We start from the raw sequence: 26,611 nt of genomic DNA on the forward strand, positions 1-26,611 counted from the left end.
TGGAATCAATTTTCCTCGGTTTGTTTCCTCTTGATGGTATGACGCACCACGCCGATGCTGATTTCGTATAAGAGGACGATGGGGAAAGTGACAATCAGCATTGTAAACACGTCTGAGGTAGGAGTGATGATGGCCGCAATAATCATCGCGAGGACCCAGGCGTGTTTTCTGTATTTGGCCATGAAGTCGGCCGACAGAATACCGAGTTTGGCCAGCAGCCAGGTCAATACGGGTATTTCAAACGTGATGCCCATCATCAGGCTCAGCATGTTCAGCGTATCGATATAAGAGCTGAGCACGATGGTGTTCTCCACTTCCGGACTCACCTGATAGGTGGACAGGAAACGGAAGGTGAAAGGAAAAATCAGAAAATAGCTGAACAATACCCCTGCGAGAAACAACAGGTAACTCCAGAAAATCAGTCGCCGGGAATATTTCTTCTCGTTCTGGTAGAGGGCAGGGGATACGAAATGAAAAAGCTGGTAAAGGATGTAAGGAGAGGCCAGCAGGATGCCTGCATAAAACGAAACGCTCATGTGGGTGAGAAACTGCCCGGAGAGCTGGGTATTGATGAGTTTGACCGGAAGTGTCTGTGTTTCCAGACCGGGAATATGAAATACTTGCCCTACCCAGGCAAAGAAACGGTAGGTGCAGAAATCCCCCTCCTTGGGTGCCAGAATCACGCCAAATAGTTCGTCCTTGAAGCAGAAGGCCAGCAACATAAGTACCACTACCGCGCAGGCGATGTGGATAATCGTTTGACGGAGTGCGTCCAAGTGGTCCCAAAAGGTCAGTTCCGTTGGTTCGTTCGGCTTCACGGCAATTATTTTTCTTTGTGGTCAGTAGAAGAAACTTCTTCTTTCTTTTGGTCTGTATCTTTTAAGTTCTCTTCTACCCCGTTCATGCCATCCTTGAAACTCTTTACTCCTTTTCCGATACCTTTCATCAGTTCGGGAATTTTCTTTCCACCGAATAATATCAGGAGAATCAGGATAATAAACAGTAATTCCTGGGTACCGATACCCATCAACAATAAGGTCGTATTCATGTAGTTCTGTAAAATAATGGTTTGTCTGTTATTGATTTCTACGCAAAAATATGGATTGTTTTTTATCTGCGCAAATGTAAGTCTTTGGCATTTCCGTTTTTAAAGGAAAAAAGCAGTGCGCTTGAAAGAATTCTTTCGGTTGTCCTGAGGATAATTTCTTTTTGTCCCCTTATTTTCTCTGTACCACACTGCGGGATTTGTATTTCACAGTGTGAAATATGTATCCCACACTGTGGTTTTTGTATCCCACAGTGTGAAACAGAGAATTTGTCTTGAGGTTTGTAAGAAACTACAGGAGGATTTTGTTTTATATGGGCCTAAACGATTGGTTTGTCATTTTGATGCGTTTTAAACAGATTTAAGAATAAAAGTTTATGATTGTTAGGCTATGCGCATAAGAATGTATACCTTTAGGCCGTTTTTATTACTAAGGAACCTATCGAAAAGAGTATGAGAAAGACAAAACTATTTTTTGTGGGTGCAGTTGTCCTGATGTTGGGAGGGACGACGGTACATGCCCAGTCGTGGAGAAACGGCAGGGCCTATACGCTGGACAAGCAATATGCCAGCTATCCTTGTGTAAACTTATTGGACAGTACAAGTGTGACGGTGGAACCCACCGGACAAGGTTCGTTTGCTGTCTGCCGGGCCGTACGGGTACAAAACACCGCTGGAGCCCTGCAGCAACGGGTCTTGAAATATGACTACGACCCGCTGACGGCAGCGGCTACTTTCAAGCGGGTGACCATCTACCATGCCGACGGCACACAGACCTCGGTCGATGTAAGCAAGACCTGCGATTACGCTGCTCCGGCCAGAGCCATCTACTGGGGAGCCCGTCAGATTATGCTGGAAGTGGGTGCCCTGAAACCGGGCGACATCATTGACTATGAGATTGACAAGAAAGGATTCACCTATGCCTTGCTGGCCGACCAGCCGCAAGAGGGAGACGATTCCCGTTTCATTCCCCCGATGCGTGGACAGTTCTACGACATCGTACCTTTCTGGGCCACTGAGCCGACCTTGCGGAAAGTGTACCGCGTCAGCCTTCCGTCCGAGAAAGAAATTCAGTTCCAGTTCTATCAAGGCGATTGTGCTTCCTCCATGCGTTACGAAGACGGACGGAAAGTCTATACTTTCGCTAAGGATGAAATCATGCCGTTCGGCCGCGAACCGAACATGGTGGATTTCTATGACGCTGCACCGAAGCTGATGATGTCTACCACCGCCGACTGGAAAGAAAAATCGCGCTGGTTCTATGGCGTCAACGAAGACTACGGCAGCTTTACTCCCATTCCGGAAGCCCAAAAGAAAGTGGATGAGCTGATTCGCGGTAAAAAGACCGAGATGGAGAAAATCGCCGTGCTGACCCACTGGGTAGCCGACAACATCCGTTATGCCGGAATTACCATGGGAAAGGGCGAAGGTTTACCCTGCACAACCTGAAAATGGATTACACCGACCGCTGTGGCGTGTGTAAGGACATTGCCGGTACGCTGATTTCATTCCTGCGGATGGCGGGATTCGAAGCTTTCCCGGCCATGACCATGGCAGGCAGCCGTGTAGAGAGCATTCCTGCCGACCATTTCAACCACTGTGTGGCCGTAGTGAAACTCAGCAACGGCACCCTGATGCCCCTTGACCCGACTTGGGTACCTTTCTGCCGGGAATTGTGGAGCAGTGCCGAACAGCAGCAGAACTACCTGCCAGGCACGCCCGAGGGTACCGACCTGTGCCTGACTCCGGTTTCCGACCCGGAAAACCATTACGTACGCATCAAGGCTCAGAACACCCTCGACGAGAAGGGCACACTGAAAGGTTCCTTCACCATCGAAGCCGAAGGTCAGAGCGACAGCAACATCCGACGCATCTTCACTACCGGATTCCAGAGCGAATGGGCGCACTCCATGGAACGCCAGTTGCTGAACGTATCGCCGAAGGCCCAGCTCCTCAGCGTGGACTACGGACGCGAGCCGAAAGAGTATCAGAAAGCTCCCATCCGGATTACTTTCCACTATGCGATTCCGGAATATGCGATGAAAGGTGACCAAGGAGAATTGGTCTTCAAGCCGTTCGTGCTGAACAACCTCTATACGCAGGTACTTTCTTATCTGCGGATAGATACCAGCCTGGAGAAACGGGACTACGGCTTCAAGGACGGCTGCTCTCGTCTGGTAGAAATGGAAGAAAACCTGAAACTCCCTGCCGGATACAAATGGCAAGGAAAGGAAAAACAGGACCAGATGGACGGTACGGGTGCCGGATTCACCGGAAGCCTGAAACAAAACGGCAACCAGTTGCAGTTGAAAACTTCTTTGCGGTTGAAGAAGCGTGTCTATGAAGCTGCCGACTGGGATAGCTTCCGCAAGGCAGTCAACACCGCCAAAGGATATGGAGAATATATGGTAGTCAAAAAGTAACCCCTTATGCGAGGGCTTAACATGAAACGAAAAGCAATGAAAACATTATCAATTTACATAGGAATCATAGGGATGCTTTTGCTGGCTGTCCTGCCGGCCAAAGCCGCATCGGAAGCGGAGTTCCGCAAACTTTCGAAGACCTATACCCTGCGGGCCGACGGCAGCCAGGAAGTACGGGTGCAAAAGGAACTGACCCTGTTCACGCATGCCGCCATGAACAGCTTGTATGGAGAAACATTTATCGTATACGACCCGGACTTCCAGAAATTGGAAATCCACGAATCCTACACTCGTCAGAAAGACGGTACTGTCATCAAGACCCCGGCCAATGCTCTGGTAGAGGTACTTCCCTCTACAGCCGCCAATGCCCCGGCCTACAACCGCCTGAAAGAGATGGTCGTGGTACACACCGGACTGGAACTGGGGGCTACCATCGTGCTGGACTACTCCATCGTGAGCAAGGCAGGTTATCTGCCGGCCCTCGATGTCTGCTGCCCGGTCAAGGAGCTTTCCCCCATCAAGGAATATACCTTCCAATTGAACATGCCGGCCGATAAGACGATACACTACGAACTGCTGAACGCTTCCGCTCAGCCGGCAACGGCTCAGAAAGACGGCATGAAGTCCTTCACTTGGACCTTGAAAGATGTACAGCCCCGCCCGTACGCCTATCCTTCTGCAAGAGGCAGCATGGGACAAGTACAAATGGCAGCCAGTGGTATGATGCCCGTCTTCATCGCCTCTACTTGGGCAAACTACGATGAAGCTCTGAGAAGCTTAAAAGCCCAGTTCCAGGCTGGCGACCCTGCGGTGGTCAACGCCAAGCTGGCCGAACTGACTCAGGGCATCAAAGACAATCCGCAAGCTGTCCGCAATGCCATCGCCAGTTACATGACTGAAATGTACCGACTGGGACGTTGTGGCGTATCCTTGCAGGAAGCGGGCTACCGCTTACGTCCCGCTTCAGAAGTCATCCGTTCGGCTTACGGAACCCAGGCGGAACTGGTGAACTTGGACGTAGCCTTGCAGCAGGCTGCCGGACTGGAAGCTGAAGTGGCTGTATGTGCCTTGCATCCGTTGCAAGCCGCTGACCAAGGGTTGTCTACCATCGTATCGCTGGTTGCCCAGAGCAAGATGATGCCGGAGAAAGTGGCCCTGACCGGTACGGATGAGGCCGGTCTGCAATCCTTTATGACCGTAACCGACTTGGAGGGCAAGTCTTTGAAATTAGCAGACTATTTGGGAGCCAAGAAGTCGCAGCAAACTGACACTCTGAAAGTAGATGAGACCAAGATGCAGCAGCCTGCCGAAGGTTGGGGAATCGTCACCCTGTCTGACCCGACACCGGTCCGTACCCTTTATACATATGCTGCCAATACGACCATTCCTGAGAACATCCTTCTGCCAAACACCGTAGACTGCACACTGGAAACAGTGGTCTGCTTGCCGGAAGGAATGAAAATGGCTCCACGTGCCGACAAGGAGCTCAGCAACGCCTGCGGAAAAGTCGCATTCAGTTATCAGCCTACGAAAGAGGGCGTGAAAGTGACCCGCACGCTCAAGATTGACCGTCAGTTGCAGACTCCGTCCAACTACAAGGAACTATATGCTTTGCTTGCTGAATGGAAAGATGCCAACAACCATACCTTGGTAGTCAAGAAAGTATCAGAATAATCAGCATTTACTGAAATACATATTCTATCTGTATTTATAGTCAAAGAGGCTGTCACTTCAATTTGAAGTAACAGCCTCTTGTGTTTATTTTCTTTCGTTAGCTCTATCGGACAGCAATCCTCGTTTATAGTTTTGTCCTTCATATTTTTTATAATAATCCATCATTGCGGGTGCAAAAAAATGCTTCCGGCGGTTTTATGTAAGACTGTAGACCACCGGAAGCAGCAGAAATATAAATGGAGTATTATTTGAATTGGAGTCGGAGGGTTTTCACGACTTCTGCGCCTTTGTTCATCCCCTTGGCCTTGACTTGGACAACGGCCCGGCCTTTCTTGCCGTTAGAACGTATGACGGCCAATGCCCGGCCTTTCCACATGTGATGTGTCTGGTCGAAAGTGGGGTCTATGTCTTTGATGTCTGCATTGCCCAAGGCTTGCAAGGTGCCTGCTCCTTGAACGGATACTGACAGGAGATTGTCGGTTACGGGAACAACATGTCCGGCTTCATCGATTGCTTCTATTACCAAGAAGGAAAGGTCTTGTCCGTCGGCATGCAGTACCTCTCTGTCGGCTGTCAGACGAAGAGACACTGGAGCGCCCGCGGTGGATAAAGTGGTGGCTTCCATTACTTTCCCGTCACGGAGACCTTCTGCTTTCAGTACTCCCGCTTTATAAGGCAGAGAGAAGATCGCCTTCATTTCGTTGACGGACTTTTCTGCTATCAGTTGGTTGTCCAGATACAGACGGACTGTGGGGTAATGGGAGTAGACTTCTACTTCAATGGGTTTTCCTTCATGGCCAGGCCAGTTCCAACATTCAAATGTGGGCCAGGTAGACCAGGAGGTAGTCCGTATCTTGCCCTTGTATCCGTCGGGTTCTTTGACGGCAATGTATAGATGTTCCTCTCCATTTTCATTCCAGAGCATGGAACGGTAATGGCTGATAGGCTTGCGTAGCCCGGTCAGGTCGATGTCTCCGCAATAGGAAGCGTGCCATGGATAGAGCGGGCGATGGTAGTGTTCTCCAGGCAGGTCTCCATCGTAATACCAGCGTCCGATGCCGGATTCACCGATGTAATCTATGGCTGTCCACACAAAATCACCGATGACATATGAATGGTCTTTCACGGTTCTGAAATTCTTCCATGCATCGTTTGGGAAAGATTCGGTCTGCATCATTACTCGGGAAGGGGCACGCAGATGGTCACTTTCGGCCTTGTGTATCATATAGTTGTAACCCACAATGTCGTGAGCTTCTGCCAGCGGGTCGTAGATTTCCCAGTCACTGTCCCAAGCAGCGAGTGCGGAAGTGACCGGACGGGTAGGGTCCAGTTGCCGGCAAAGCGCCGCCAGTTTGCGGGCGGTAGTGACTGCCTCTATCTTTTTGCGCTCAATGACTTCATTTCCGATGCTCCAGCAGAAGATACTAGGATGGTTGCGGTCCCGAAGTATCATTGCTTTTAAGTCGCGTTCCCACCATTCATCAAACAAGGTGTGATAATCATAGGTATTCTTTTCTTCACGCCAGCCATCGAATGCTTCATCGATTACCAGCAATCCCACCTGATCGCAAGCATGGAGGAATGCTTCCGAAGGTACATTGTGGGAAGTACGTACGGCGTTGAATCCAGCTTGTTTCATCAGTTCTGCTTTCCGGAATTCTGCGCGGTCGTAGGCAGCCGTTCCTAATATGCCATTGTCGTGATGCAGGCATCCTCCGTTTAGCAAGATGGATTTTCCATTCAGAAGGAGGCCTTTTTCAGCTGAATAGGCTATAGTGCGGAAGCCGAAAGTTTCGTTTACACAATCCTGGGCCTTTCCTTGTTCGGTTACTGTGACTTGTGCAGTATACAGGTTCGGAGATTCGGGACTCCAGGCTTTGGCGTCCGGAACTTGGAAGCGTTGTTCGGCCGTGATGTGTGCTTGGGGCTGCAGGTCATAAGTACTTTTCTTGACCTGTCCGGCTATTTCCATGGTTACCTCTACCGTTTTGCGCTCTGCACTTTCATTGACGACCTCTGTCTTTACAATGGCTGTCTGCAAGTCGGGTGTCTGAATCTGGATTCCCCAGTCGGCTACATGGACCGGATTCTTTTCTATCCACCAGACGTTCCGGTAAATGCCCGATCCGGTGTACCATCGGCAGTTTTTCTGTTTTGAATTGTCGACACGTACCGCAACGGTATTCTTTCCGGTTTTCACATAAGGGGTGATATCGACAAAAAAAGAAGAATAGCCATAAGGATGCCCGCCTGCACGCTGTCCGTTGACGTATACATCCGAATTCATGTACACTCCTTCAAAATAAAGTTGCAGTTTCTTTCCATTGGCTTCTTTAGGTACATTGAACGTCTTTCGGTACCAGCCGATTCCGGTGGGCAGATAGCCGCCGTCGTTTCCTGCCGGGGCATCTTTGTCGAATTTTTGTTCGATGCTCCAGTCGTGTGGCAGTACCAACTTCTTCCACGAAGAATCATCAAAGGTTTCATTTTTGGCGATTAGGGTGTCGCCTAACCAGAATCTCCATCCCTCATTGAATAATTGTTTTCCGGATGATGCTGAAACTGACAGAACGATCATCCACATCATTCCTAAAATGAGCAGTTGTTTTCTCATAATATTTAGTTTTGTTTTTCATTTGTGACTGCAAAGATAAAAGAACTGTTGGAAAATGAGGGATTTTTTGTCGATTTGTAAAATAAATTGTGTGTAAAGTAAAAGAATGTGGTATAAATTGCTTCCCGGTGGAAATGTCAGGAAGATGTCAGTAAAGTTCTTCGGTTGGTATGGAAAGCGAAATGTAGTTTTGCAGTTGAAGTGAAAATGGATAGTATGGAGGTAAAAGTATATTATGTAGGGATGCGGCGGTTTTTAATTTTCTTTGTATTGGCTTTAATAGCAGGTTCCCTTTTTATCACGCAGAAGAAGGAGAAAGACGATACTCCTCTTCCCAAGAAATTGGAAAAGGTGATGCGTACTACGCGGATGAATACCTATCGGGATCCTTTTTATGGGTATGTGGTACATTATCCGTCCTTTTTCGAGCAAGTTTCCAATCCGCAGGTCAAGGAAAAAGGTTACTGCCAGTTCCGTTTCTGGAATGTGGAGCAGATTGTACAGACCGCGTTTGTGCTTCCCAATCTGGACAGCCTGACGGTGGCGCAGGGAATGGCCCGTTTTGCCCGGGAATTGCATGCCACTTATCAACGGGAGGAAGACGATGGTTTTATCCTTTCCGGACCGCTTCATTTGGAAGGCCAGGAAGTGGCAGGCCATCGTTTTTATGCCAAATACGTGCAGCGTCAGAAACTCTGGTTCGTGCAGATTCTCACTTATCCGGAGAATTGCACGCAGGCGGTGACGCGGCTCATCCGGGAAATTGACCGTTGGAAGGTATGGGAGAAAAAGGAAGAGAAGAAATTGCCTGAATCGTTTGGCAGTGAGCCGCAGACTACTTCACCGTATGAAGGTCCTTGCTTCCCTTGGATATTGATTACCAACTGATTCCGGAGAGGGATCTCGTGAATCCTTCTTCCGTCTCTTTGTGGGGGAATCCCCAATAATATACCCGAAACTCTTTGTTGTATCCCTTGAGGATGAGTCTTGAAACTACCCTACAGGGTAGTGGAAAAGTCTCGCGAGGTATGGAACTTTGCAGTAGAAATTAAAAAGCTACTATGCAATGAAGAAAATGAAAAGATTCTTGTACCTGCTTATAGGTGTTGTATTGCCTGTAAGTTTATCTGCACAAACCGTAAGTGGAAGATTGATGGATGAGAACAGCCAGCCGTTACCCTACGCCAACGTGGTGCTATTGTCGTTGCCGGATTCGGTGTTTGTGAGTGGAACTATCAGCGGTGAGGACGGCTCTTTCACCTTGGAGGCCACATCGAGAAACCAGATTCTGAAAATATCCTTTATCGGATAAAGGTAAGGAAATTTTTCTTTAAAAATTTTGAGCTGTCTTGTCTCTTCCCTAAAAGATGGGTATCTTTGACTCGTTTTTCATTTAACATTGACACTCATGCAGGATTTTGTTCATTTGCACGTTCATACGCAGTATTCTATCCTTGACGGACAGGCTTCTATTCCCCGGCTGGTAGACAAGGCGATAGCCAACGGTATGCGAGGGATCGCAGTGACCGACCACGGAGATATGTTCGGTATCAAGGAGTTCTTCAACTATGTCAACAAGAAGAACGGGGGGACGAATGGGGAGATTAAGGATTTGAAGAAGAAAATTGCCGCCCTCGAAAGCGGTAAGGAAGAATCGGAAAATCCTGAAGCGGAGATTGCGGCCTGCAAGGAACAGCTGGAGGCAGCGAAAAAGAAACTGTTCAAACCGATTTTCGGTTGTGAGATGTACGTGGCGCGCCGTCGGCTGGAGGACAAGGAAGGAAAGCCCGACCAGAGCGGATATCACCTGGTGGTGCTGGCCAAGAACCTGAAAGGTTATCATAACCTGATTAAGCTGGTGTCGAAGGCATGGACCAAGGGATTCTACATGCGTCCGCGTACAGACCGTGCGGAACTGGAAAAATACCACGAGGGCTTGATTGTGTGCTCAGCCTGTTTGGGAGGGGAGGTGCCCCGACGCATCACGGCCGGACAGTTTGAAGAGGCCGAAGAGGCAATCCGCTGGTACAAGAATCTGTTTGGGGATGATTATTACCTGGAGTTGCAGCGCCATAAGGCCACTGTGCCCCGTGCCAATCACGAGGTGTATCCTATGCAACAGGTGGTGAATGAAAAGCTGATTGAATATGCCAAGAAATACAATATCAAGCTGGTGTGTACGAACGACGTACACTTTGTGGACGAGGAAAATGCCGAAGCCCACGACCGGCTTATCTGTCTGAGTACCGGAAAAGATTTGGACGACCCGAACCGTATGCTTTATACCAAACAGGAATGGATGAAGACGCGGGAGGAGATGAACGAGATTTTTGCCGATGTGCCGGAAGCATTGAGCAATACGGTGGAGGTGTGCGACAAGGTGGAATTTTATTCCATTGACCATGCACCCATCATGCCGACCTTTGCCATTCCGGAGGAGTTTGGTACGGAAGAGGAATACCGCAAGAAGTTCACGGAGAAAGACTTGTTTGATGAGTTTACCCGCGACGAGAACGGCAATGTGGTGATGGATGAGGCTGCGGCCAAGGCAAAGATTGAACGTCTGGGAGGATATGAGAAGTTGTATCGTATCAAGCTGGAGGCAGATTATCTGGCAAAACTGGCCTACGACGGCGCGAAAAGACGTTATGGCGAAAACCTGTCGGAAGAGGTGCAGGAACGTATCAAGTTTGAGCTGCATATCATGAAGACCATGGGTTTCCCGGGATACTTCTTGATTGTGCAGGACTTCATCAATGCGGCGCGTAACCAACTGGATGTGTCGGTAGGGCCGGGACGTGGTTCGGCGGCCGGTTCGGCAGTGGCCTACTGTCTGGGTATCACACAGATTGACCCGATTCAGTATGACTTGCTGTTCGAACGTTTCTTGAATCCCGACCGTATCTCCTTGCCGGATATCGATGTGGACTTCGATGATGATGGTCGAGGCCGCGTGTTGAACTGGGTGACGGAAAAGTACGGACAGGAGAAGGTGGCTCACATCATTACGTATGGTACCATGGCCACGAAGCTGGCCATCAAGGATGTGGCTCGTGTGCAGAAGCTCCCGCTTTCTGAGTCCGACCGCTTGTGTAAACTGATTCCGGATAAGATTCCCGATAAGAAACTGAATTTGCCGAATGCCATTGCGTATGTGCCGGAGTTGCAGGAGGCAGAAGTGTCGCCGAATCCGATTTTGCGTGACACTATCAAGTATGCCAAGATGCTGGAAGGTAACGTGCGCAATACGGGCGTGCATGCCTGTGGTACGATTATCTGCCGTGATGATATTACCGACTGGGTACCGGTAAGTACAGCCGACGACAAGGAGACCGGCGAGAAGATGCTGGTAACCCAGTATGAAGGTTCGGTAATTGAAGATACCGGATTGATCAAGATGGACTTCCTGGGACTGAAGACGCTGTCCATCATCAAGGAAGCCATTGAGAATATCCGTCAGAGCAAGGGCATTGTATTGAATATTGACGAAGTGCCGATTGACGATCCGGCTACTTACCGCTTATACAGTGAAGGACGCACCATCGGTACGTTCCAGTTTGAATCGGCAGGTATGCAGAAGTACCTGCGCGAGCTTCAGCCGAGTACGTTCGAGGACTTGATTGCCATGAATGCCCTCTATCGCCCGGGACCGATGGATTACATTCCGGACTTTATCGACCGTAAGCATGGCCGGAAACCGATTGAGTATGATATTCCGGTGATGGAGAAATACCTGAAGGATACGTATGGCATTACGGTGTATCAGGAGCAGGTGATGTTGCTGTCGCGTTTGCTGGCCGACTTTACCCGAGGCGAATCGGATGCCTTGCGTAAGGCCATGGGTAAGAAACTGCGTGACAAGCTGGACCACATGAAGCCGAAATTCATTGAGGGTGGAAAGAAGAACGGCCACGACCCGAAGGTGCTTGAAAAGATTTGGGCCGACTGGGAAAAGTTTGCGTCGTATGCCTTCAACAAGTCGCATGCTACTTGTTATTCATGGGTGGCTTATCAGACGGCGTACCTGAAAGCGAACTATCCGTCGGAATACATGGCAGCCACGATGAGCCGGAACATTTCGAACATCACGGAAATCACAAAACTCATGGACGAATGTAAGTCGATGGGTATCAAAGTGCTGGGGCCGGATGTGAATGAAAGTAACCTGAAATTCTCTGTTAACTACCATGGAGATATCCGCTTCGGACTGGGAGCGATAAAAGGCGTGGGAGAGTCGGCTGTACAAAGCATCTTAGATGAACGCCGGAAAAACGGAGAATTCAAAAATATATTTGATTTCGTGCAGCGGGTCAATCTGTCGGCCTGCAACCGGAAGAACATTGAAAACCTGGCATTGGCCGGGGGCTTTGACAGTTTCTCGGGTATCAAGCGGGAAGATTTCTTTGTGAAAAATGCCAAGGATGAATCCTTCTCGGATGTATTGGTACGTTACGGTAACAAATATCAGCTGGACAAGGCTGCCGCTGCCAATTCCCTGTTCGGTGGAGAACATGAGGTAGAGGTGGCTACTCCGGAAATTGTGCCGGCATCGGCTTGGAGCGACTTGGAACGCCTGAACAAGGAGCGTGACTTAGTGGGTATCTACTTGTCGGCCCATCCGCTGGATGAGTTTGCCGTGATTCTGGAGAATGTGTGCAATGTGCACATGGCGGATTTGGCCGATCTGACTCCGTTGCAGAACCATGATTTGGTGATGGGAGGAATCGTGACGGGGGTACGCGAAGGGTATACCAAGACCGGAAAACCCTACGGCATCGCGAAAGTGGAGGACTATTCGGGTACGGCGGAATTTGCCTTCTTTGGCAATGAGTGGGTGGAAAAGAAGAATTTCTTCATGGAAGGTATGTTCCTGTTCATGAGAGGAAAGTGTCAGCCCAAGCAGTGGCGGCAGGAAGAATGGGAAGTGAAAGTCAATTCTATCGAGCTGCTGCCGGAGGTGAAGGAAAAGGTCATCGAAAAATTGACCGTGACAGCTCCTTTGTCGGCTATTGACGACCAAATGATTATGGAATTTTCGTCATTGGTGAAGGATTGTCCGGGAAATGCAGAGCTGCACTTCCTGGTGCGTGATGAGGACGGGCAGATGTATGTCAACCTGATGTCACGCACGATGAAGATTTCCGTACAGAAAAATCTGGTGAATTATTTAAAAAACCAGCCATTGTTGGACTATAAAATAAATTAGTATATATTTGCGTAGAACTTAAAACTATAAACGATTATGGCATTGAACATTAAAGACGACAATTTTGAAGCTATTGTAGCAGAAGGTAAACCTGTGGTGTTGGATTTTTGGGCTACATGGTGTGGACCTTGTAAACAAATCGCTCCATATATTGAAGAACTGGCAGAGGAATATAAGGATAAAGTAAATATCGGCAAGTGCGACGTAGACGACAATGCAGATCTTCCTGCACAGTTCGGTGTCCGCAACATTCCTACCGTGCTGTTCATTAAAGATGGAAAAGTGGTTGACAAGCAGGTGGGTGCTACTACCAAGGCTGCTTTGCAGGCAAAGGTAGAGGCTTTGTTGAAATAACTCAAAATCAAATAAGTTATGGGAATGGAAGACGACTTCTTGTTGGAAGACGAGGACGATGAAAAAACCATCGAGTTCATCAAGAACTATTTGCCTCAGGACATGAAAGAGGTTTTCTCGGACGATGACTTGTACTACATCTTGGATTTGATTGTGGATTACTATACCACGAGCGGTTGCCTGGATGCACAGCCGGACGACGAAGGGTATATCAACATCGACCAGGATGAGATTGTGAACTACATCGTCAAGGAGTCTACAAAGGATGGTATGGGACCGTTTGACCCGGATGCGATCTTCTTCGTTGTACAAGGCGAAATGGAGTATGGCAACCAGTTGGGACAGGTAGAGTAAAAATACATACCGAATTCCTGAAAGAATAAACTCCGGGGTCGCGAGATGCAGCCCCGGAGTTTGTTTTTATTCGCACAAGATGCGTAGGGTATTTTATTTGGTCTGACTGTATCCTTCTGCTTTCAGCAAATCGATGATACGTGGCTTGAATTCTCCTTGAATGAGAATTTCCCCGTCTTTTACGGAACCTCCCACGCCGCATTTCGTCTTGAGCTTTCTGCCAAGTTCCTTTAAATCCTCTTCCGAACCGATGAATCCGGATACGACAGTGACGGTTTTTCCACCTCGTCCTTTCTTTTCGATGCTGACTCTCAACTTTTGCTGTTTCGGATCAAGCGTCTCTGTTTCTTCCTCTTCTTCTACGTGATAGTTGAAATCGGGGTTCGTAGAATATACAATGTTCAGGCGGTCTTTCCAGTCATTCTTTTTCATGTGAATTTAATTTAATCCGTCTTCAAAGGTATGACATTTTTCAGGAATCGTGTCTAAGGTTTGCGAGAAATAGTTTAATTTTGCATTATTATTAAATAGAGCACAATCCGGATGGCTGTACGAAGTCGTAAAATTATGGACAAGATTCCTGAGCCTACTTTACGCAGACTCCCGTGGTATCTTTCGAATGCGAAGCTGATGAAAGAGAAAGGGGAAAAATATGTGTCGTCTACCCAAATTTCCAGACAAATCAATATTGATGCTTCGCAGATAGCGAAAGATCTTTCGTATGTGGATATATCCGGACGTACGCGAGTGGGGTATGAGGTGGACTTGCTGATTCAGGTGCTGGAAGATTTCCTTGGGTTTACGAACATGCACAAGGCTTATCTGTTCGGGGTTGGTAGTCTGGGAGGTGCCTTGCTGAGAGACTCCGGTCTGTCGCACTTCGGATTGAAGATTGTGGGCGCATTCGACATCAACCCGAATCTGGTGGGTACTACCATCGAAGGAATTCCCATTTATCATACCGATGAGTTTGAGCAGCGGATGGCAAAGGACGGGGTGAGAATCGGGGTACTGACTGTTCCTATCAACATTGCGCAGGACATTACGGACAAGATGGTGGCCGGAGGAATCAAGGCTGTATGGAATTTTACACCGTTCCGTATCCGTGTGCCGGAAACCATCGTGGTGCAGAACACTTCACTGTATGCGCATCTGGCCGTGATGTTCAATCGTTTGAATGAAATTATAAAGAAATAACTCCATGAAAATTATTGCTATAGGCATGAACTACAGCCTGCATTGTCATGAATTGCATGCAGGGGAGGCCTTGCCAAAAGAACCGGTGATTTTTATGAAACCGGACTCTGCCTTGCTGAAAGACAGCAAGCCTTTTTTTATCCCTGATTTTTGTGAACAGGTAGATTATGAAACGGAGATGGTGGTGCGCATCTGCCGCCTGGGAAAGAATATTTCCGAGCGTTTTGCTCATCGTTATTATGATGCAGTGACCGTGGGCATTGATTTCACAGCCCGCGATTTGCAGCGCAAGTTCCGTGCGGAAGGAAAACCCTGGGAATTGTGCAAAGGATTTGACAATTCGGCAGCCATCGGTGATTGGGTACCGGTGGAGAAAGTGGGCGACATTCAGCACGTGAATTTCCATCTGGATATCGACGGAAAGACGGTACAGCAAGGGAATACCGGTGATATGTTGTTCACCATAGACCAGATTATTGCTTACGTCAGCCGTTTCTGCACGTTGAAAATTGGGGATATGCTGTTTACGGGTACGCCGGTGGGAGTGGGTCCCGTACAGATAGGCAATCACCTGGAGGGATATTTGGAAAATGAAAAACTTCTTGATTTTTACATACGATGAAGATTAGAGTAGGCTTTGGATTCGATGTGCACCGTCTGGTGCCCGGACGTGAATTGTGGCTGGGTGGAATTCGTTTGGAACATGAACTGGGTTTGTTGGGACATTCTGATGCCGACGTGCTGATTCATGCCATCTGTGATGCGCTGCTGGGAGCAGCCACCCTGCGTGACATTGGCTATCATTTCCCTGACAATTCGGCGGAATTCAAGAATATTGACAGCAAGATTCTGCTGGCAAAAACCGTAGAACTGATTGCCGGAAAAGGCTATCGGGTGGGAAACATCGATGCAACGGTGTGTGCCGAACGTCCGAAACTGAAAAACCGCATTCCAGAAATGCAGGAAGTGTTGGCCAAGGTGATGGGCGTGGATGCAGATGATGTCTCCATCAAGGCAACGACGACCGAGAAACTGGGCTTTACCGGACGGGAAGAAGGAATTTCGGCCTATGCTACGGTGTTAATTGAAAAAGATTGAGAAGGAGGAGAAAGAATGAATCCGAAATATTCAGTAGTCATACCGGTATACAACCGGCCGGACGAGGTGGACGAACTGTTGCAGAGCCTGACGGGACAAACCTATAAGGATTTTGAGGTAGTAGTGGTGGAAGACGGTTCTGCCATCCCGTGTAAGCAGGTAGTGGAAAAATACGTCGGAAAGCTGGATGTGCATTATTTTGAGAAACTCAATTCAGGACCGGGACAAACCCGAAACTATGCGGCGGAACGAAGCCGAGGAGAGTATCTGCTGATTTTGGATTCCGACTGTATTCTGCCTGAAACGTATCTGGCGGCGGTAGAAGCCGAACTACAACGGGAGCCGGCGGATGCATTTGGAGGACCTGACCGTGCGCACGATTCGTTTACCGACGTGCAAAAAGCCATCAACTATGCCATGACTTCTTTCTTTACTACGGGAGGAATCCGCGGAGGAAAGAAGAAAATGGATAAGTTTTATCCCCGTAGCTTCAACATGGGAGTCCGTGCCGACGTGTACAAGGCGTTGGGTGGATTTTCAAAGATGCGTTTTGGGGAGGACATTGACTTCAGTATTCGTATCTTCAAGGGTGGATATCGTTGTCGTCTGTTTCCGGAAGCGTGGGTATGGCACAAGCGCCGTACGGACTTGAAGAAGTTTTTCAAGCAGGTGCATAACTCCGGTATTGCCCGCATCGACTTGTACAAGAAATATCCGGAATCGTTGAAAGTGGTACACTTGCTGCCGGCAGTGTTTACGGTAGGAGTGGTATTGGTCTTGCTGGCGGCCTTTATCTGTCCGTGGAGCTTGTTGCTGTTGGCATTGTTTGCGGTCATTATTTTTACAGATGCTTCTCTTCGCAATAAAAGTGTGAAAATTGGTGGACTGTCTGTCCTTGCGGCGTTTATACAGTTGACGGGTTACGGCTCCGGCTTTTTGCGGGCGTGGTGGAAACGCTGCGTGTGCGGAGGAAAGTCCTTCTCAGCTTTCGAGAAAACGTTCTATAAATAAGAATAGGCTTTTGGGCCTGGCCGGTGGTTCCGTCAGTTACTCTTTTAAAAAGGTACGTACACCATGAACGAGAAACTGAATATCAACCAGTGGGCGGAGGAAGACCGGCCTCGGGAAAAATTGATGCAGCATGGACCGGCAGCCTTAAGCAATGCCGAACTGCTGGCCATCCTGATTGGCTCCGGCAATGCAGAGGAAACTGCGGTGGGCTTGATGCGGAAAGTATTGGACGACTGCCATAACCGGCTGAGTGAGCTGGGAAAATATACTGTGGACGACCTTTGTCGTTACAAGGGAATCGGTCCGGCAAAAGCTGTCACGATTTTAGCAGCTTCTGAATTGGGCAAGCGTCGGCGGGAAGAGGAGCCTTCCGAGCGTAAACGAATTACCAGTTCGCAGGATGTGTATGCTTTCTTTCATCCGTTGATGTGCGATTTGCCGGTGGAAGAATGCTGGATATTGTTGCTGAACCAGGCTGCCAAGGTGATAGATGCCGTGAAAATCAGTCAGGGAGGGCTGGCTTCTACGCAGGTGGATGTCCGTTGTATCTTGCGGGAGGCTATTCTGAAACGGGCTACTTCTATGATTCTTTGTCACAACCATCCCTCGGGAAACACCCGTCCCAGTTCGGATGACGATCGTTTGACTCATGCGTTGTTGGAAGCAGGACGTACCATGAACATTCGTTTGTTGGATCATGTGGTGGTTTCAGACGGAGGGTACTATAGTTACGGAGATGAAGGACGCCTGTAAGTTCGTTTTTTTGCAAGGTAAGGATGAAAAAATGGAGATTTTTGCCTATGTTTGCAACGAAGAATAAAGATTGAATGATTATGGACAACGACACGAAGTTGAAAATTGAAGAAAAGATTATTGATATGCTGAAAACAGTGTACGACCCGGAAATTCCGGTAAACGTATACGATTTAGGCTTGATTTATAAGATAGACCTTCAGGACGACGGCGAGCTGACGGTGGATATGACGTTGACAGCTCCCAATTGTCCGGCAGCTGATTTTATCATGGAGGATGTGCGTCAGAAACTGGAATCGGTGGAAGGCGTGAAATCTGCACAGATTAATCTGGTCTTTGAACCGGAATGGGACAAGGACATGATGACGGAAGAGGCAAAACTGGAACTGGGATTCATGTAAATAAATGGGTATGGATACGATGAAAAATGTATATTTCCTTTCGGATGCCCACCTGGGCTCAAGAGCCATTGCACATGGGCGTACGCAGGAACGCCGACTGGTGAATTTCTTGGACAGCATCAAGCATCAGGCAGCAGCAGTGTATCTGTTAGGCGATATGTTCGACTTCTGGTATGAATTCAAACTGGTGGTTCCGAAAGGCTATACTCGCTTCTTGGGCAAACTTTCTGAACTGACGGACATGGGAGTGGAAGTGCATTTTTTTATCGGTAACCATGACATTTGGTGCGGAGACTATCTGGAAAAGGAATGTGGCGTGATTCTGCATCGGGAACCCTTGACGTGTGAGATTTACGGGAAAGAGTTTTTCTTAGGGCATGGTGATGGACTGGGGGACAACGACCGGAAATTCAAATTGCTGCGAACCATGTTCCACAGCAAGACTTTGCAACGCTTGTTTTCGGCCCTGCATCCGCGGTGGAGCGTGGAACTCGGATTGGAGTGGGCCAAGCATAGCCGTCTGAAAAGAGAAAACGGTCGTGAACCGGAATACATGGGTGAAGATGAAGAACCCTTGGTGTTATTCTCAAAGGAATACCTGAAAAGTCATCCTGATATCAATTATTTCATTTACGGACACCGTCATATCATGTTGGATTTGATGTTGAGCCGTACTTCGCGGATGATGATTCTGGGAGACTGGATTACGGAGTTCTCGTATGCAGTATTCGACGGGGAAAACATGTTCTTGGAGCAGTACGTGGAAGGAGAGACCTCGGTGGAATAATCGAGAGTATAAACTATAAAAATCAGGCGTTGATAAAAGCATGAATGGTGCTTTTATCAACGCCTGATTTTTAGTATAACGATATGGCGGAATTATCGGGCTACTTCACCACTTTCATGACGGGCCAGCAAGCCTTCTACTTCGGATACCTTAACCATATTGTAGTCGCCGGCAATGGTATTCTTCAATACGGAAGCGGCGGTAGAGAAGTCTACGCGTTTCTGGTTGTCTTCGAATGCATTCTGTGCATACAGCATAGCGCCACAGAAGGCATCGCCTACTCCTACACAATCGATGACGTTGTCGATGTCGAATACACGGCTGTATTTCATTTCACCGTTGGCGTAAAGCACGCCGGCAAATGTATGGTGCTCGGAGCTCATCACGTTACGCAGGGCGATGTAGATATACTTGCAGTTCGGAATCTGCTGGCTGATGCCTTGGCAGAACTTTTCATAAGCGGCTGTATCGTATTTCTCTCCGCTCTTGGTAGCCTTGAAACCTGGGGCCGGAATGCCAGTCACAAGGGCATATTCCCCTTCGCTTCCGAACATAATGTCGCTGCTGATCATTAACGGGCGCAATACTTCTTGAGCGGTCTTTCCATAATTCCACAGATTTTTGCGGTAGTTGATATCGTAAGAGATGGTCAGTCCCATTTCTTTGGCAATGTCGATGGCTTCCTTGCATACGTCAGCCAGTCCAGGAGTCAGTGCGGCATCAATGCCTGACCAGTGGAAAATGGCGGCGTCCTTGAAGATTTCCCGCCAGTTAATCATACCGGGTTTCAGTTCAGAGAAGGAGGAATGTTCGCGGTCATAGATGACGTTGGAGTTACGCATGGCTGCTGCTTTTTCCATATAATAGGTACCGAGACGGTGCCCGCCAAAAAGGATGTGCTTCGTACCGATGTTGTGTGAACGGAGTTCTGCAATACAAGTTTCTCCCAATGCGTTGTTCGGCAAGCGTGTGATGTATTCCACTTCTCCACCGAAGTTGGCGATGGAAATGGCTACATTGGCTTCGCTTCCTCCATAGTTGACAAGGAAGTCGTGGCTTTGTTGAATACGCAAGTTGTCAGGAGTGGTGAGACGGAGCATGATTTCTCCAAATGTTACAATCTTTTTGCTCATAGTGGGATGTTTTTGTTTTAACAGAACGGAGTAAAAAAGAAGAGGATACCTCTTGCAGGTTTCCTTTTCCTTGCCTTCGTTTCCGCGGCAAAGATAGTGAATTCCTGTCAGGGGGTATCCTCTTTTAACTCTTTTAGGATTCCTGCGACTTATTTGTTGTTCAGGATGTTCATGGTGTCGGTAGCAATCATCAGTTCTTCGTCGGTTGGGATGACTACGACTTTTACTTTTGAATTGTCGGTAGAGATGATGGCTTCTTTTCCACGTACTTTGTTTCTTTCCGGGTCGATTTCTACACCCAGGAAGCCCAGAGTCTTGCAGACACCAGCACGGGCAGTAGCCTGGTTTTCACCTACACCACCTGTGAACAGGATGACGTCAACACCTCCCATGGCAGCAGCATATGCACCGATATATTTAGTGATGCGGTAGAAGTACATATTTTCAGTCAGAATGGCGCGTTCTTCGCCTCTTGCTACGGCATCTTCCAGTTCACGCATGTCGCTTGATTTTTCAAACATACCCAGCACACCGCTCTTCTTGTTCAGCAGAGTAGACATTTCGTCTGGAGTCAGACCTTCTTTCTTCATGATGTAAGTGATGGCACCTCCGTCGATATCTCCACTACGTGTTCCCATCATCAAGCCTTCCAGCGGAGTCAATCCCATGCTGGTATCGATACATTTTCCGTCTTTTACAGCGGCGATGGAACCACCGTTACCGATGTGGCAAGTGATGATGCGGCTTCCTTCCTGCGGGATACCCAGGAATTCACATACACGTTTGGATACATAACGGTGAGAAGTTCCGTGGAAACCGTAGCGGCGGATACCATACTTTTCATAATAGCTGTAAGGAATGGCATATAGGTATGCATAGTCTGGCATAGTCTGGTGGAAAGCAGTATCGAATACTGCTACTTGTGGTACTTCCGGCAACAGTTTCTGTACAGCATAGATACCTTTCAGGTTGGCCGGGTTGTGAAGAGGACCCAGGTCGCAGCATTCTTCTACAGCTGCAATGACAGCATCATCAATTAGTACAGAAGCGCTGAATTTAGTTCCTCCGTGCAATACACGGTGACCTACAGCCTTGATTTCATGGAGATTCTTTACGGCTCCATATTCAGGATTAGTCAGGGTATCAAAGATGAACTGTACACCAGTAGTGTGTTCCGGAACGTCCTTTTCGAGGATTTTCTTTTCGCCGTTCGGCAAAGTCAGTTTCAGGAAAGAGCCTGGAAGACCGATTTTTTCAATACCTCCTTGAGCGAGGACTTCTTTTGTAGTCATTTCAAACAATTTGTACTTGATTGAAGAACTACCGCAGTTGAGTACTAATACTTTCATATAATTGGAATATATTTTTATGAATGATGAAAATCATAATGCCACTCTGTAAGAAAGGGAGTGGCATTATGTATAAGGATAAGATTCGGATGATTATTGAGCTTTAGCAGCGATGGCCTGGTTGGCTGTAATGGCAATCATCTTATATACGTCGTCTACACTGCATCCGCGTGACAAGTCGTTGACCGGACGAGCAATACCCTGCAGAATCGGTCCTACGGCAGTAGCATGTCCCAGACGTTCTACCAGTTTGTAAGAGATGTTTCCGACTTCCAGACACGGAACAACCAATACGTTGGCTTTTCCGGCAATTTCTGAACCCGGGGCTTTGCTGGCACCTACCTTCGGAACCAGTGCGGCATCAGCCTGCAGTTCACCGTCAATCTTCAGGGTCGGATCCATTTCTTTGGCAATCTTCAGAGCTTCTACTACTTTGTCTACTACTTCATGTTTAGCAGAACCTTTGGTTGAGAAGCTCAACATGGCTACACGCGGGTCGAGGCCTGCTACAGACTGAGCTGTACGAGCTGTACAGATGGCAATCTGTGCCAGCTGGTTGGCATCAGGAACCGGAGTTACGGCTACGTCACCCATTACCAGGATACCGTTGTCACCACATTCAGGAGCGTGTGTCAGCAACAGCATGGCACCTGAAACGCAAGTGATGCCCGGAGCGGTCTTGATAATCTGTAATGCCGGACGGAGTACATCGCCTGTGGTATTGCGGGCACCTGCCAACTGTCCGTCAGCGTCGCCAGATTTGATAATCAGACAGCCCAGATAAAGCGGATTCAAAACCAGTTTGCGGGCTTCTTCAATAGTCATGCCTTTTTTCTTACGAAGTTCGCAAAGCAGTTGTGCGTATTCTTCTTTCTTCGGATGGTTTTCCGGATCGATGATGGTAGCTTTGTGAATGTTACCTAAACCCCATTCCTTTGCCAGTCCCATGATTTCATCGGGATTACCCAACAGAATCAAGTCTGCTACACCATCTGTCAATACTTGATTGGCAGCCTTCAAAGTACGTTCTTCTGTTCCTTCCGGAAGCACGATGCGCTGTTTGTTTGCTTTAGCGCGTTCAACGATTTCACTGATTAAATCCATGATTTATATGTTAAATGGTAAATTCTTGTTGTGTGTGGTAATGAATTTCTCCTTTATTCGGTTGCAAAAATAGCTATTTTTGTAATATCAAGTTTGCAAAAGACGTTTTTTTTTGCTTTAAAGTATGCAAAAACCTTTACTCTTCTTATGGAGTAAAATAAAAACAGGTTTTTAGGTATATCGGCTTTCCTGATTATGTAAATTTGCGCCGGTTTTCAATAAATTAAATTTAAGGTAAAATGATTCGACAGTGTTCTATTCTTTTTGGATGTCTGGCATTGGGTGAACTGATTGTGTACTTGACAGGTGTGAAATTGCCTTCAAGTATTATCGGTATGCTGTTGCTGACTCTGTTCCTTCAGCTGGGTTGGATAAAGCTGGAGTGGGTGCAAGGCTTGACTAACTTCTTGGTTGCCAATCTTGGTTTCTTTTTCGTGCCGTCGGGGGTGGCATTGATGCTTTATTTCGACATCATTACAGCTCAGTTCTGGCCAATTGTGATTGCTACGTTGGTTAGTACGGTATTAGTGTTAGTAGTTACAGGTTGGGTTCATCAATTGGTTCGTAAGTATGGGTTTTTTCGAAAATAAATTCTTTCTGCTGGCCATCACGTTTGGCTTTTATTTTATTTCAAAGTTATTGCAGAAAAAGACAGGTTGGGTGTTGTTAAACCCCATTTTGGTAGCGATTGCCTTGTTGATTTGCTTCTTGGAGTGTACAGGTGTTTCTTATAAAACTTATTCGGAGGCAGGTAGTTTGGTGGAATTCTGGCTGAAACCGGCGGTGGTTGCCTTGGGAGTTCCTTTGTATTTGCAATTGCGTATGATTAAGAAACAGCTGATGCCGATTTTGGTCTCTCAGCTGGCAGGTTGCGTAGTGGGACTGGTGTCTGTCACCATTATTGCCAAGCTGATGGGGGCTTCGCCTGAAGTCATTATGTCGTTGGCTCCGAAATCTGTAACGACCCCGATTGCTATGGAAGTATCGAATGCGGTAGGAGGAATTCCTTCTCTGACGGCAGCCGTAGTGATTGTAGTGGGATTGTTTGGCGCAATCTGCGGATTTAAATTGTTGCAGGTAGGACGTGTGGCCAGTCCGATTGCACAAGGTTTGTCCATGGGTACGGCCAGCCATGCGGTAGGTACTTCACGTGCCATGGAAGTCAGTGGCAAGTACGGTGCATATGCCAGCTTGGGACTGACATTGAACGGAATCCTTACGGCCTTGCTTTCACCGACTATTCTGCATTTGTTGGGATTGTATTAAAGGTTGTTACGGGATGTCATATTGTCCAAACAGGGCATAAAGCCAGTAACCAGTGAATTGGTTTTTATAGGAGAATGCGCTATATTTGTCATTCAATCAAGGAACCAAATTTGTTATGATTACATTTAAACCTATTGAACTAGACGACAAAGACAGGGTTCAGAAATATACGTTACGCAGTTGGCGTCGTAATTGTGACCTGTCATTTTCTAATTTGTACAGTTGGCGCTTCTTGTATCGCACAGAGATTGCGGAGAAAGACGGCTTCTTGTTGTTTCGTTTTTATGCCGACAATCAATTAGCCTACATGATGCCGGTGGGAGAGGGTAACCTCCACTCCATACTGGAGGAACTGATGGAGGATGCGCGGAGTTTGGGAGCGCCTTTCCGTTTGTTGGGCGTATGCGTCGGAATGCGGGCAGAACTGGAATCGGCTTTCCCCTTTCAGTTTGATTTCGAAGCCGACCGTGACTATTTTGATTATGTGTATTTGCGGACAGATTTGGCTACCTTGCGTGGAAAGAAATTTCAGCCCAAACGGAATCATATCAATAAGTTCAAAGCGGCTTATCCGGATTACGAGTACAAGCTGCTGACTCCGGAACTGATTTCGGAATGTCTACAGTTGGAAACAGAATGGTGCAAGGCCAATGATTGCGCCGAAAACCAAGCTTTGCAAGATGAACGTCGTTCCATGACGGCAGCATTGGAGCACATGGAGCAACTGGACATCCAGGGAGGGGTGCTTTATGTCGGTGGCAAGATTGTGGCTTTCACCTTTGGAGCTCCTATCAACCAGGAAACCTTTGATACGTGTGTGGAAAAGGCTGATACGGATATTGAAGGAGCGTACGCCATGATTAACTATGAGTTTGCCAACCATATTCCTGAGCAGTATATTTATATCAATCGGGAAGAAGATTTAGGTTTGGAAGGACTTCGTAGGGCGAAACTGTCTTATCATCCGGAGATTCTTCTTGAAAAGTACGTGGCAGAATTGAAATGACAATAAAGGAACAAGTCAAAGTCCTTTGGAAACAGTGTTTCCATGATTCGGACGAATTCATTGATTTTTATTTTCAAAGGCGGTATACCGATGACCTGAACAGTTATGCGGAAGCAGACGGTCGGGTCATTGCCGCTTTACAGCGTATCCCGTATTCCTTGACGTATGAAGGGATGGAGATTCCGGTAGCTTATATTTCTGGGGCTTGTACCGATCCGGCTTATCGGAATAAAGGCGTGATGCGTCAGCTATTGGCGAAAGCCCATCGTCGGATGTTTCGGGAAGGGGTAATGTTTTCCACTTTGATTCCGGCAGAGGAATGGTTAAAGGGGTATTATGCCCGTTCCGGATATGCGAATTGCTTTTCACAGGGGAAAAAGTTATTAACAGACTCTTCTTTACCTGTTGATAACTTTTCAAAATTGTTGAGAATTGTTGAAATCGTCCCAGGAAGTACTCTGTGCAGTGATGCGTTCCTCTTTTTTAATCATTTTCAGTCTTCTCAGGAAGCCTATATACAGCATGACTGGGAGGATTTCCACATCATATTAACCGATTTGCGGTTGAGCGGCGGTTCGTTGTGGGGCGCCTTTCAGGGAGATATACTGAAAGGACTTTGTTTCTGTTTCCCGGATGGGGATACGTTGAAGGTTACCGAACTGATTAGTGCAGAGGAGCAAGTGGCATGGGCTTTGGTGAAGTTTCTGTTGTCACATTATCAGGTGGCTCAAGCTGAATGCTTGGGACAGGAGGGAGAAATCTTCTATGAGTTGGGTATGGCACGGATTATCCATGTAGAAGCGATGCTGCGTTTATTGGCGGGAACCTATCGCGGGAATCTTTATATAAAGGTAGAAGGAGATGAGGCTATTCCGGAGAATAACGGCTGGTACAATTTGGAAGGAGGACACTATTCCAGCGGAAAGCAGGAGGATAAAGCTTATCAAGTGGTTTCCATCGAGGAGCTGACCCGTCTGTTGTTTGAAGGGAAGTATCCCTATATGAACCTGATGTTGAATTAAAATTATTGGTTACTACTGTCGGAAGTCAGCATTCGTTCCAGTTCTTCGGCCGTCAGTTTCAGGTGGAATTGTCCGTGGTAGGCAATGGAGATGCCTCCGGTTTCTTCCGATACGATGATGGCCATGGCATCCGTTTCCTGTGAGACCCCCAAGGCAGCCCGATGACGTAACCCTAGTTCTTTGGGAATCTCCAGGTTGTGTGAAACCGGAAGAATACATCCGGCAGCTTTTATCCGTTTGTGGCTGATCACCATGGCTCCGTCGTGAAGCGGACTGTTCTTGAAGAAGATGTTTTCTATTAGCCGTTGGTTGATGTTCGCATCAATCACATCACCTGTACGTACGATATCGTCCAACGGAAAATCTTTCTCAATGACAATCAAGGCCCCTACTTTTCCTTTGCTCATGTTCAGGCAGGCCATGACGATGGGCATGATGTCTTCTCGGTCCGTTTCATTTTTCTTGTTGCCTTTCAAAAATCGGAACAGGCTGTTGCTGCGGTGTCTGGATCCGAGGCTGAGCAGGAAGTGACGTATCTCATCCTGAAACAGTACGATGAGGGCAATGACACCCACGCTGACCAGTTTGTCAAAGATGGAGCCTAATAATCGCATCTGGAGCACTTGTGACACAATTACCCAGATGATGATGAATACCAAAATGCCAATAAAGATATTGATAGACCCCGATGATTTCATCAGCTTGTAGGTCTTATACAGCAGGAAAGCTACCAGCAGGATATCGAGAATATCTTTGAAACTAAGTATGTAGATATTGAAAGGCATAGTCGTAAAGTGTTTGGAATAAGTAGGTT

The 26,611-nt window shown here is 47.6% G+C and carries 24 protein-coding genes and 2 pseudogenes; 18 read left to right on the plus strand and 8 right to left on the minus strand.

Features of this window, described 5'->3' with window-relative positions; translation table 11 throughout:
- Positions 1-5: 5 nt before the first annotated feature.
- Both tatC and H6A28_RS07340 read right to left on the minus strand, forming a co-directional pair.
- The gene (gene tatC / locus H6A28_RS07335) at positions 6-818 is read right to left on the minus strand and encodes a twin-arginine translocase subunit TatC (protein ID WP_345944450.1); all 813 of its coding nucleotides are present in this window, start codon (positions 816-818) and stop codon (positions 6-8) included.
- 5 nt (positions 819-823) lie between these two features.
- Complete coding sequence (locus tag H6A28_RS07340) at positions 824-1,048, minus strand: Sec-independent protein translocase subunit TatA/TatB (RefSeq protein ID WP_204473642.1); 225 nt, start codon at positions 1,046-1,048, stop codon at positions 824-826.
- Between the two features lie 492 nt (positions 1,049-1,540).
- On the opposite strand from H6A28_RS07340, the pseudogene H6A28_RS07345 reads away from it, so the two are divergent.
- Positions 1,541-3,468 (plus strand): annotated as a pseudogene (locus tag H6A28_RS07345) (DUF3857 domain-containing protein).
- A gap of 36 nt (positions 3,469-3,504) precedes the next feature.
- Positions 3,505-5,142 (plus strand): DUF3857 domain-containing protein, encoded by a 1,638-nt coding sequence (locus tag H6A28_RS07350; RefSeq protein WP_204479600.1) that lies wholly within the window; start codon positions 3,505-3,507, stop codon positions 5,140-5,142.
- Between the two features lie 244 nt (positions 5,143-5,386).
- Here the strand turns inward: H6A28_RS07350 and H6A28_RS07355 are convergent, their stop codons facing one another.
- Entirely contained in the window at positions 5,387-7,756 is a 2,370-nt protein-coding gene (locus H6A28_RS07355) for a sugar-binding domain-containing protein (RefSeq protein WP_204479601.1), read from the minus strand.
- A gap of 216 nt (positions 7,757-7,972) precedes the next feature.
- On the opposite strand from H6A28_RS07355, the gene H6A28_RS07360 reads away from it, so the two are divergent.
- The 5 genes and pseudogenes from H6A28_RS07360 to H6A28_RS07380 all read left to right on the plus strand — a co-directional run bounded on the left by H6A28_RS07360 (position 7,973) and on the right by H6A28_RS07380 (position 13,670).
- On the plus strand, positions 7,973-8,644 hold the full coding sequence (locus H6A28_RS07360) for a hypothetical protein (protein WP_204479603.1): 672 nt from the start codon (positions 7,973-7,975) through the stop codon (positions 8,642-8,644).
- Positions 8,645-8,831: 187 nt separating this feature from the next.
- Positions 8,832-9,065: pseudogene (locus H6A28_RS07365) on the plus strand (hypothetical protein); the annotation flags it as partial.
- 99 nt (positions 9,066-9,164) lie between these two features.
- Positions 9,165-12,962, plus strand: a complete 3,798-nt coding sequence (gene dnaE, locus H6A28_RS07370; RefSeq protein ID WP_204479605.1) for a DNA polymerase III subunit alpha — start codon at positions 9,165-9,167, stop codon at positions 12,960-12,962.
- Positions 12,963-12,998: 36 nt separating this feature from the next.
- Complete coding sequence (gene trxA, locus H6A28_RS07375; protein WP_177865766.1) at positions 12,999-13,316, plus strand: thioredoxin; 318 nt, start codon at positions 12,999-13,001, stop codon at positions 13,314-13,316.
- An 18-nt stretch (positions 13,317-13,334) separates the two neighbouring features.
- Entirely contained in the window at positions 13,335-13,670 is a 336-nt protein-coding gene (locus H6A28_RS07380; protein ID WP_022353363.1) for a hypothetical protein, read from the plus strand.
- Positions 13,671-13,763: 93 nt separating this feature from the next.
- On the opposite strand, the gene H6A28_RS07385 is transcribed toward H6A28_RS07380, so the two are convergent.
- Entirely contained in the window at positions 13,764-14,102 is a 339-nt protein-coding gene (locus H6A28_RS07385) for a translation initiation factor (protein WP_204479607.1), read from the minus strand.
- Between the two features lie 111 nt (positions 14,103-14,213).
- Between H6A28_RS07385 and H6A28_RS07390 the strand changes: the two genes are divergently transcribed.
- From H6A28_RS07390 to H6A28_RS07420, 7 genes are all read left to right on the plus strand, one after another.
- Positions 14,214-14,867: a redox-sensing transcriptional repressor Rex gene (locus H6A28_RS07390; RefSeq protein WP_204473655.1), complete on the plus strand. Its 654-nt coding sequence runs from the start codon at positions 14,214-14,216 to the stop codon at positions 14,865-14,867.
- Between the two features lie 4 nt (positions 14,868-14,871).
- Positions 14,872-15,489 (plus strand): fumarylacetoacetate hydrolase family protein, encoded by a 618-nt coding sequence (locus H6A28_RS07395; protein WP_204473657.1) that lies wholly within the window; start codon positions 14,872-14,874, stop codon positions 15,487-15,489.
- On the plus strand, positions 15,486-15,965 hold the full coding sequence (gene ispF, locus H6A28_RS07400; protein WP_204479609.1) for a 2-C-methyl-D-erythritol 2,4-cyclodiphosphate synthase: 480 nt from the start codon (positions 15,486-15,488) through the stop codon (positions 15,963-15,965). The genes H6A28_RS07395 and ispF overlap by 4 nt, the downstream gene beginning before the upstream one ends.
- A gap of 15 nt (positions 15,966-15,980) precedes the next feature.
- Positions 15,981-16,976: a glycosyltransferase gene (locus H6A28_RS07405; protein ID WP_204479610.1), complete on the plus strand. Its 996-nt coding sequence runs from the start codon at positions 15,981-15,983 to the stop codon at positions 16,974-16,976.
- 63 nt (positions 16,977-17,039) lie between these two features.
- Complete coding sequence (gene radC / locus H6A28_RS07410) at positions 17,040-17,729, plus strand: RadC family protein (protein WP_204473663.1); 690 nt, start codon at positions 17,040-17,042, stop codon at positions 17,727-17,729.
- A gap of 80 nt (positions 17,730-17,809) precedes the next feature.
- Positions 17,810-18,130, plus strand: coding sequence for a metal-sulfur cluster assembly factor (locus tag H6A28_RS07415; RefSeq protein WP_204473672.1), 321 nt, complete (start codon positions 17,810-17,812; stop codon positions 18,128-18,130).
- Positions 18,131-18,149: 19 nt separating this feature from the next.
- A complete protein-coding gene (locus tag H6A28_RS07420) occupies positions 18,150-18,917 on the plus strand; it encodes a UDP-2,3-diacylglucosamine diphosphatase (protein ID WP_204473788.1) in 768 nt (255 codons plus the stop codon).
- Positions 18,918-19,009: 92 nt separating this feature from the next.
- On the opposite strand, the gene H6A28_RS07425 is transcribed toward H6A28_RS07420, so the two are convergent.
- From H6A28_RS07425 to pta, 3 genes are all read right to left on the minus strand, one after another.
- A complete protein-coding gene (locus H6A28_RS07425) occupies positions 19,010-20,050 on the minus strand; it encodes a sugar kinase (protein ID WP_204473674.1) in 1,041 nt (346 codons plus the stop codon).
- A 149-nt stretch (positions 20,051-20,199) separates the two neighbouring features.
- Positions 20,200-21,399: an acetate kinase gene (locus H6A28_RS07430; RefSeq protein ID WP_204473676.1), complete on the minus strand. Its 1,200-nt coding sequence runs from the start codon at positions 21,397-21,399 to the stop codon at positions 20,200-20,202.
- Between the two features lie 93 nt (positions 21,400-21,492).
- Positions 21,493-22,503, minus strand: coding sequence for a phosphate acetyltransferase (gene pta / locus H6A28_RS07435; protein ID WP_177865788.1), 1,011 nt, complete (start codon positions 22,501-22,503; stop codon positions 21,493-21,495).
- Between the two features lie 239 nt (positions 22,504-22,742).
- On the opposite strand from pta, the gene H6A28_RS07440 reads away from it, so the two are divergent.
- The 4 genes from H6A28_RS07440 (at position 22,743) to H6A28_RS07455 (ending at position 25,797) form a co-directional block, all read left to right on the plus strand.
- Complete coding sequence (locus H6A28_RS07440; protein WP_072543568.1) at positions 22,743-23,093, plus strand: CidA/LrgA family protein; 351 nt, start codon at positions 22,743-22,745, stop codon at positions 23,091-23,093.
- Positions 23,074-23,769: an LrgB family protein gene (locus H6A28_RS07445; RefSeq protein ID WP_204473678.1), complete on the plus strand. Its 696-nt coding sequence runs from the start codon at positions 23,074-23,076 to the stop codon at positions 23,767-23,769. The genes H6A28_RS07440 and H6A28_RS07445 overlap by 20 nt, the downstream gene beginning before the upstream one ends.
- A 115-nt stretch (positions 23,770-23,884) precedes the next feature.
- On the plus strand, positions 23,885-24,775 hold the full coding sequence (locus H6A28_RS07450) for a DUF2156 domain-containing protein (protein WP_204473679.1): 891 nt from the start codon (positions 23,885-23,887) through the stop codon (positions 24,773-24,775).
- Entirely contained in the window at positions 24,772-25,797 is a 1,026-nt protein-coding gene (locus H6A28_RS07455) for a GNAT family N-acetyltransferase (protein WP_204479612.1), read from the plus strand. The genes H6A28_RS07450 and H6A28_RS07455 overlap by 4 nt, the downstream gene beginning before the upstream one ends.
- Positions 25,798-25,799: 2 nt before the next feature.
- On the opposite strand, the gene cdaA is transcribed toward H6A28_RS07455, so the two are convergent.
- Positions 25,800-26,582: a diadenylate cyclase CdaA gene (gene cdaA / locus H6A28_RS07460; RefSeq protein ID WP_204479614.1), complete on the minus strand. Its 783-nt coding sequence runs from the start codon at positions 26,580-26,582 to the stop codon at positions 25,800-25,802.
- Positions 26,583-26,611 lie beyond the last annotated feature (29 nt).

This window comes from Bacteroides mediterraneensis (assembly GCF_016900355.1).
In the GTDB taxonomy this organism is placed as follows: domain Bacteria; phylum Bacteroidota; class Bacteroidia; order Bacteroidales; family Bacteroidaceae; genus Phocaeicola.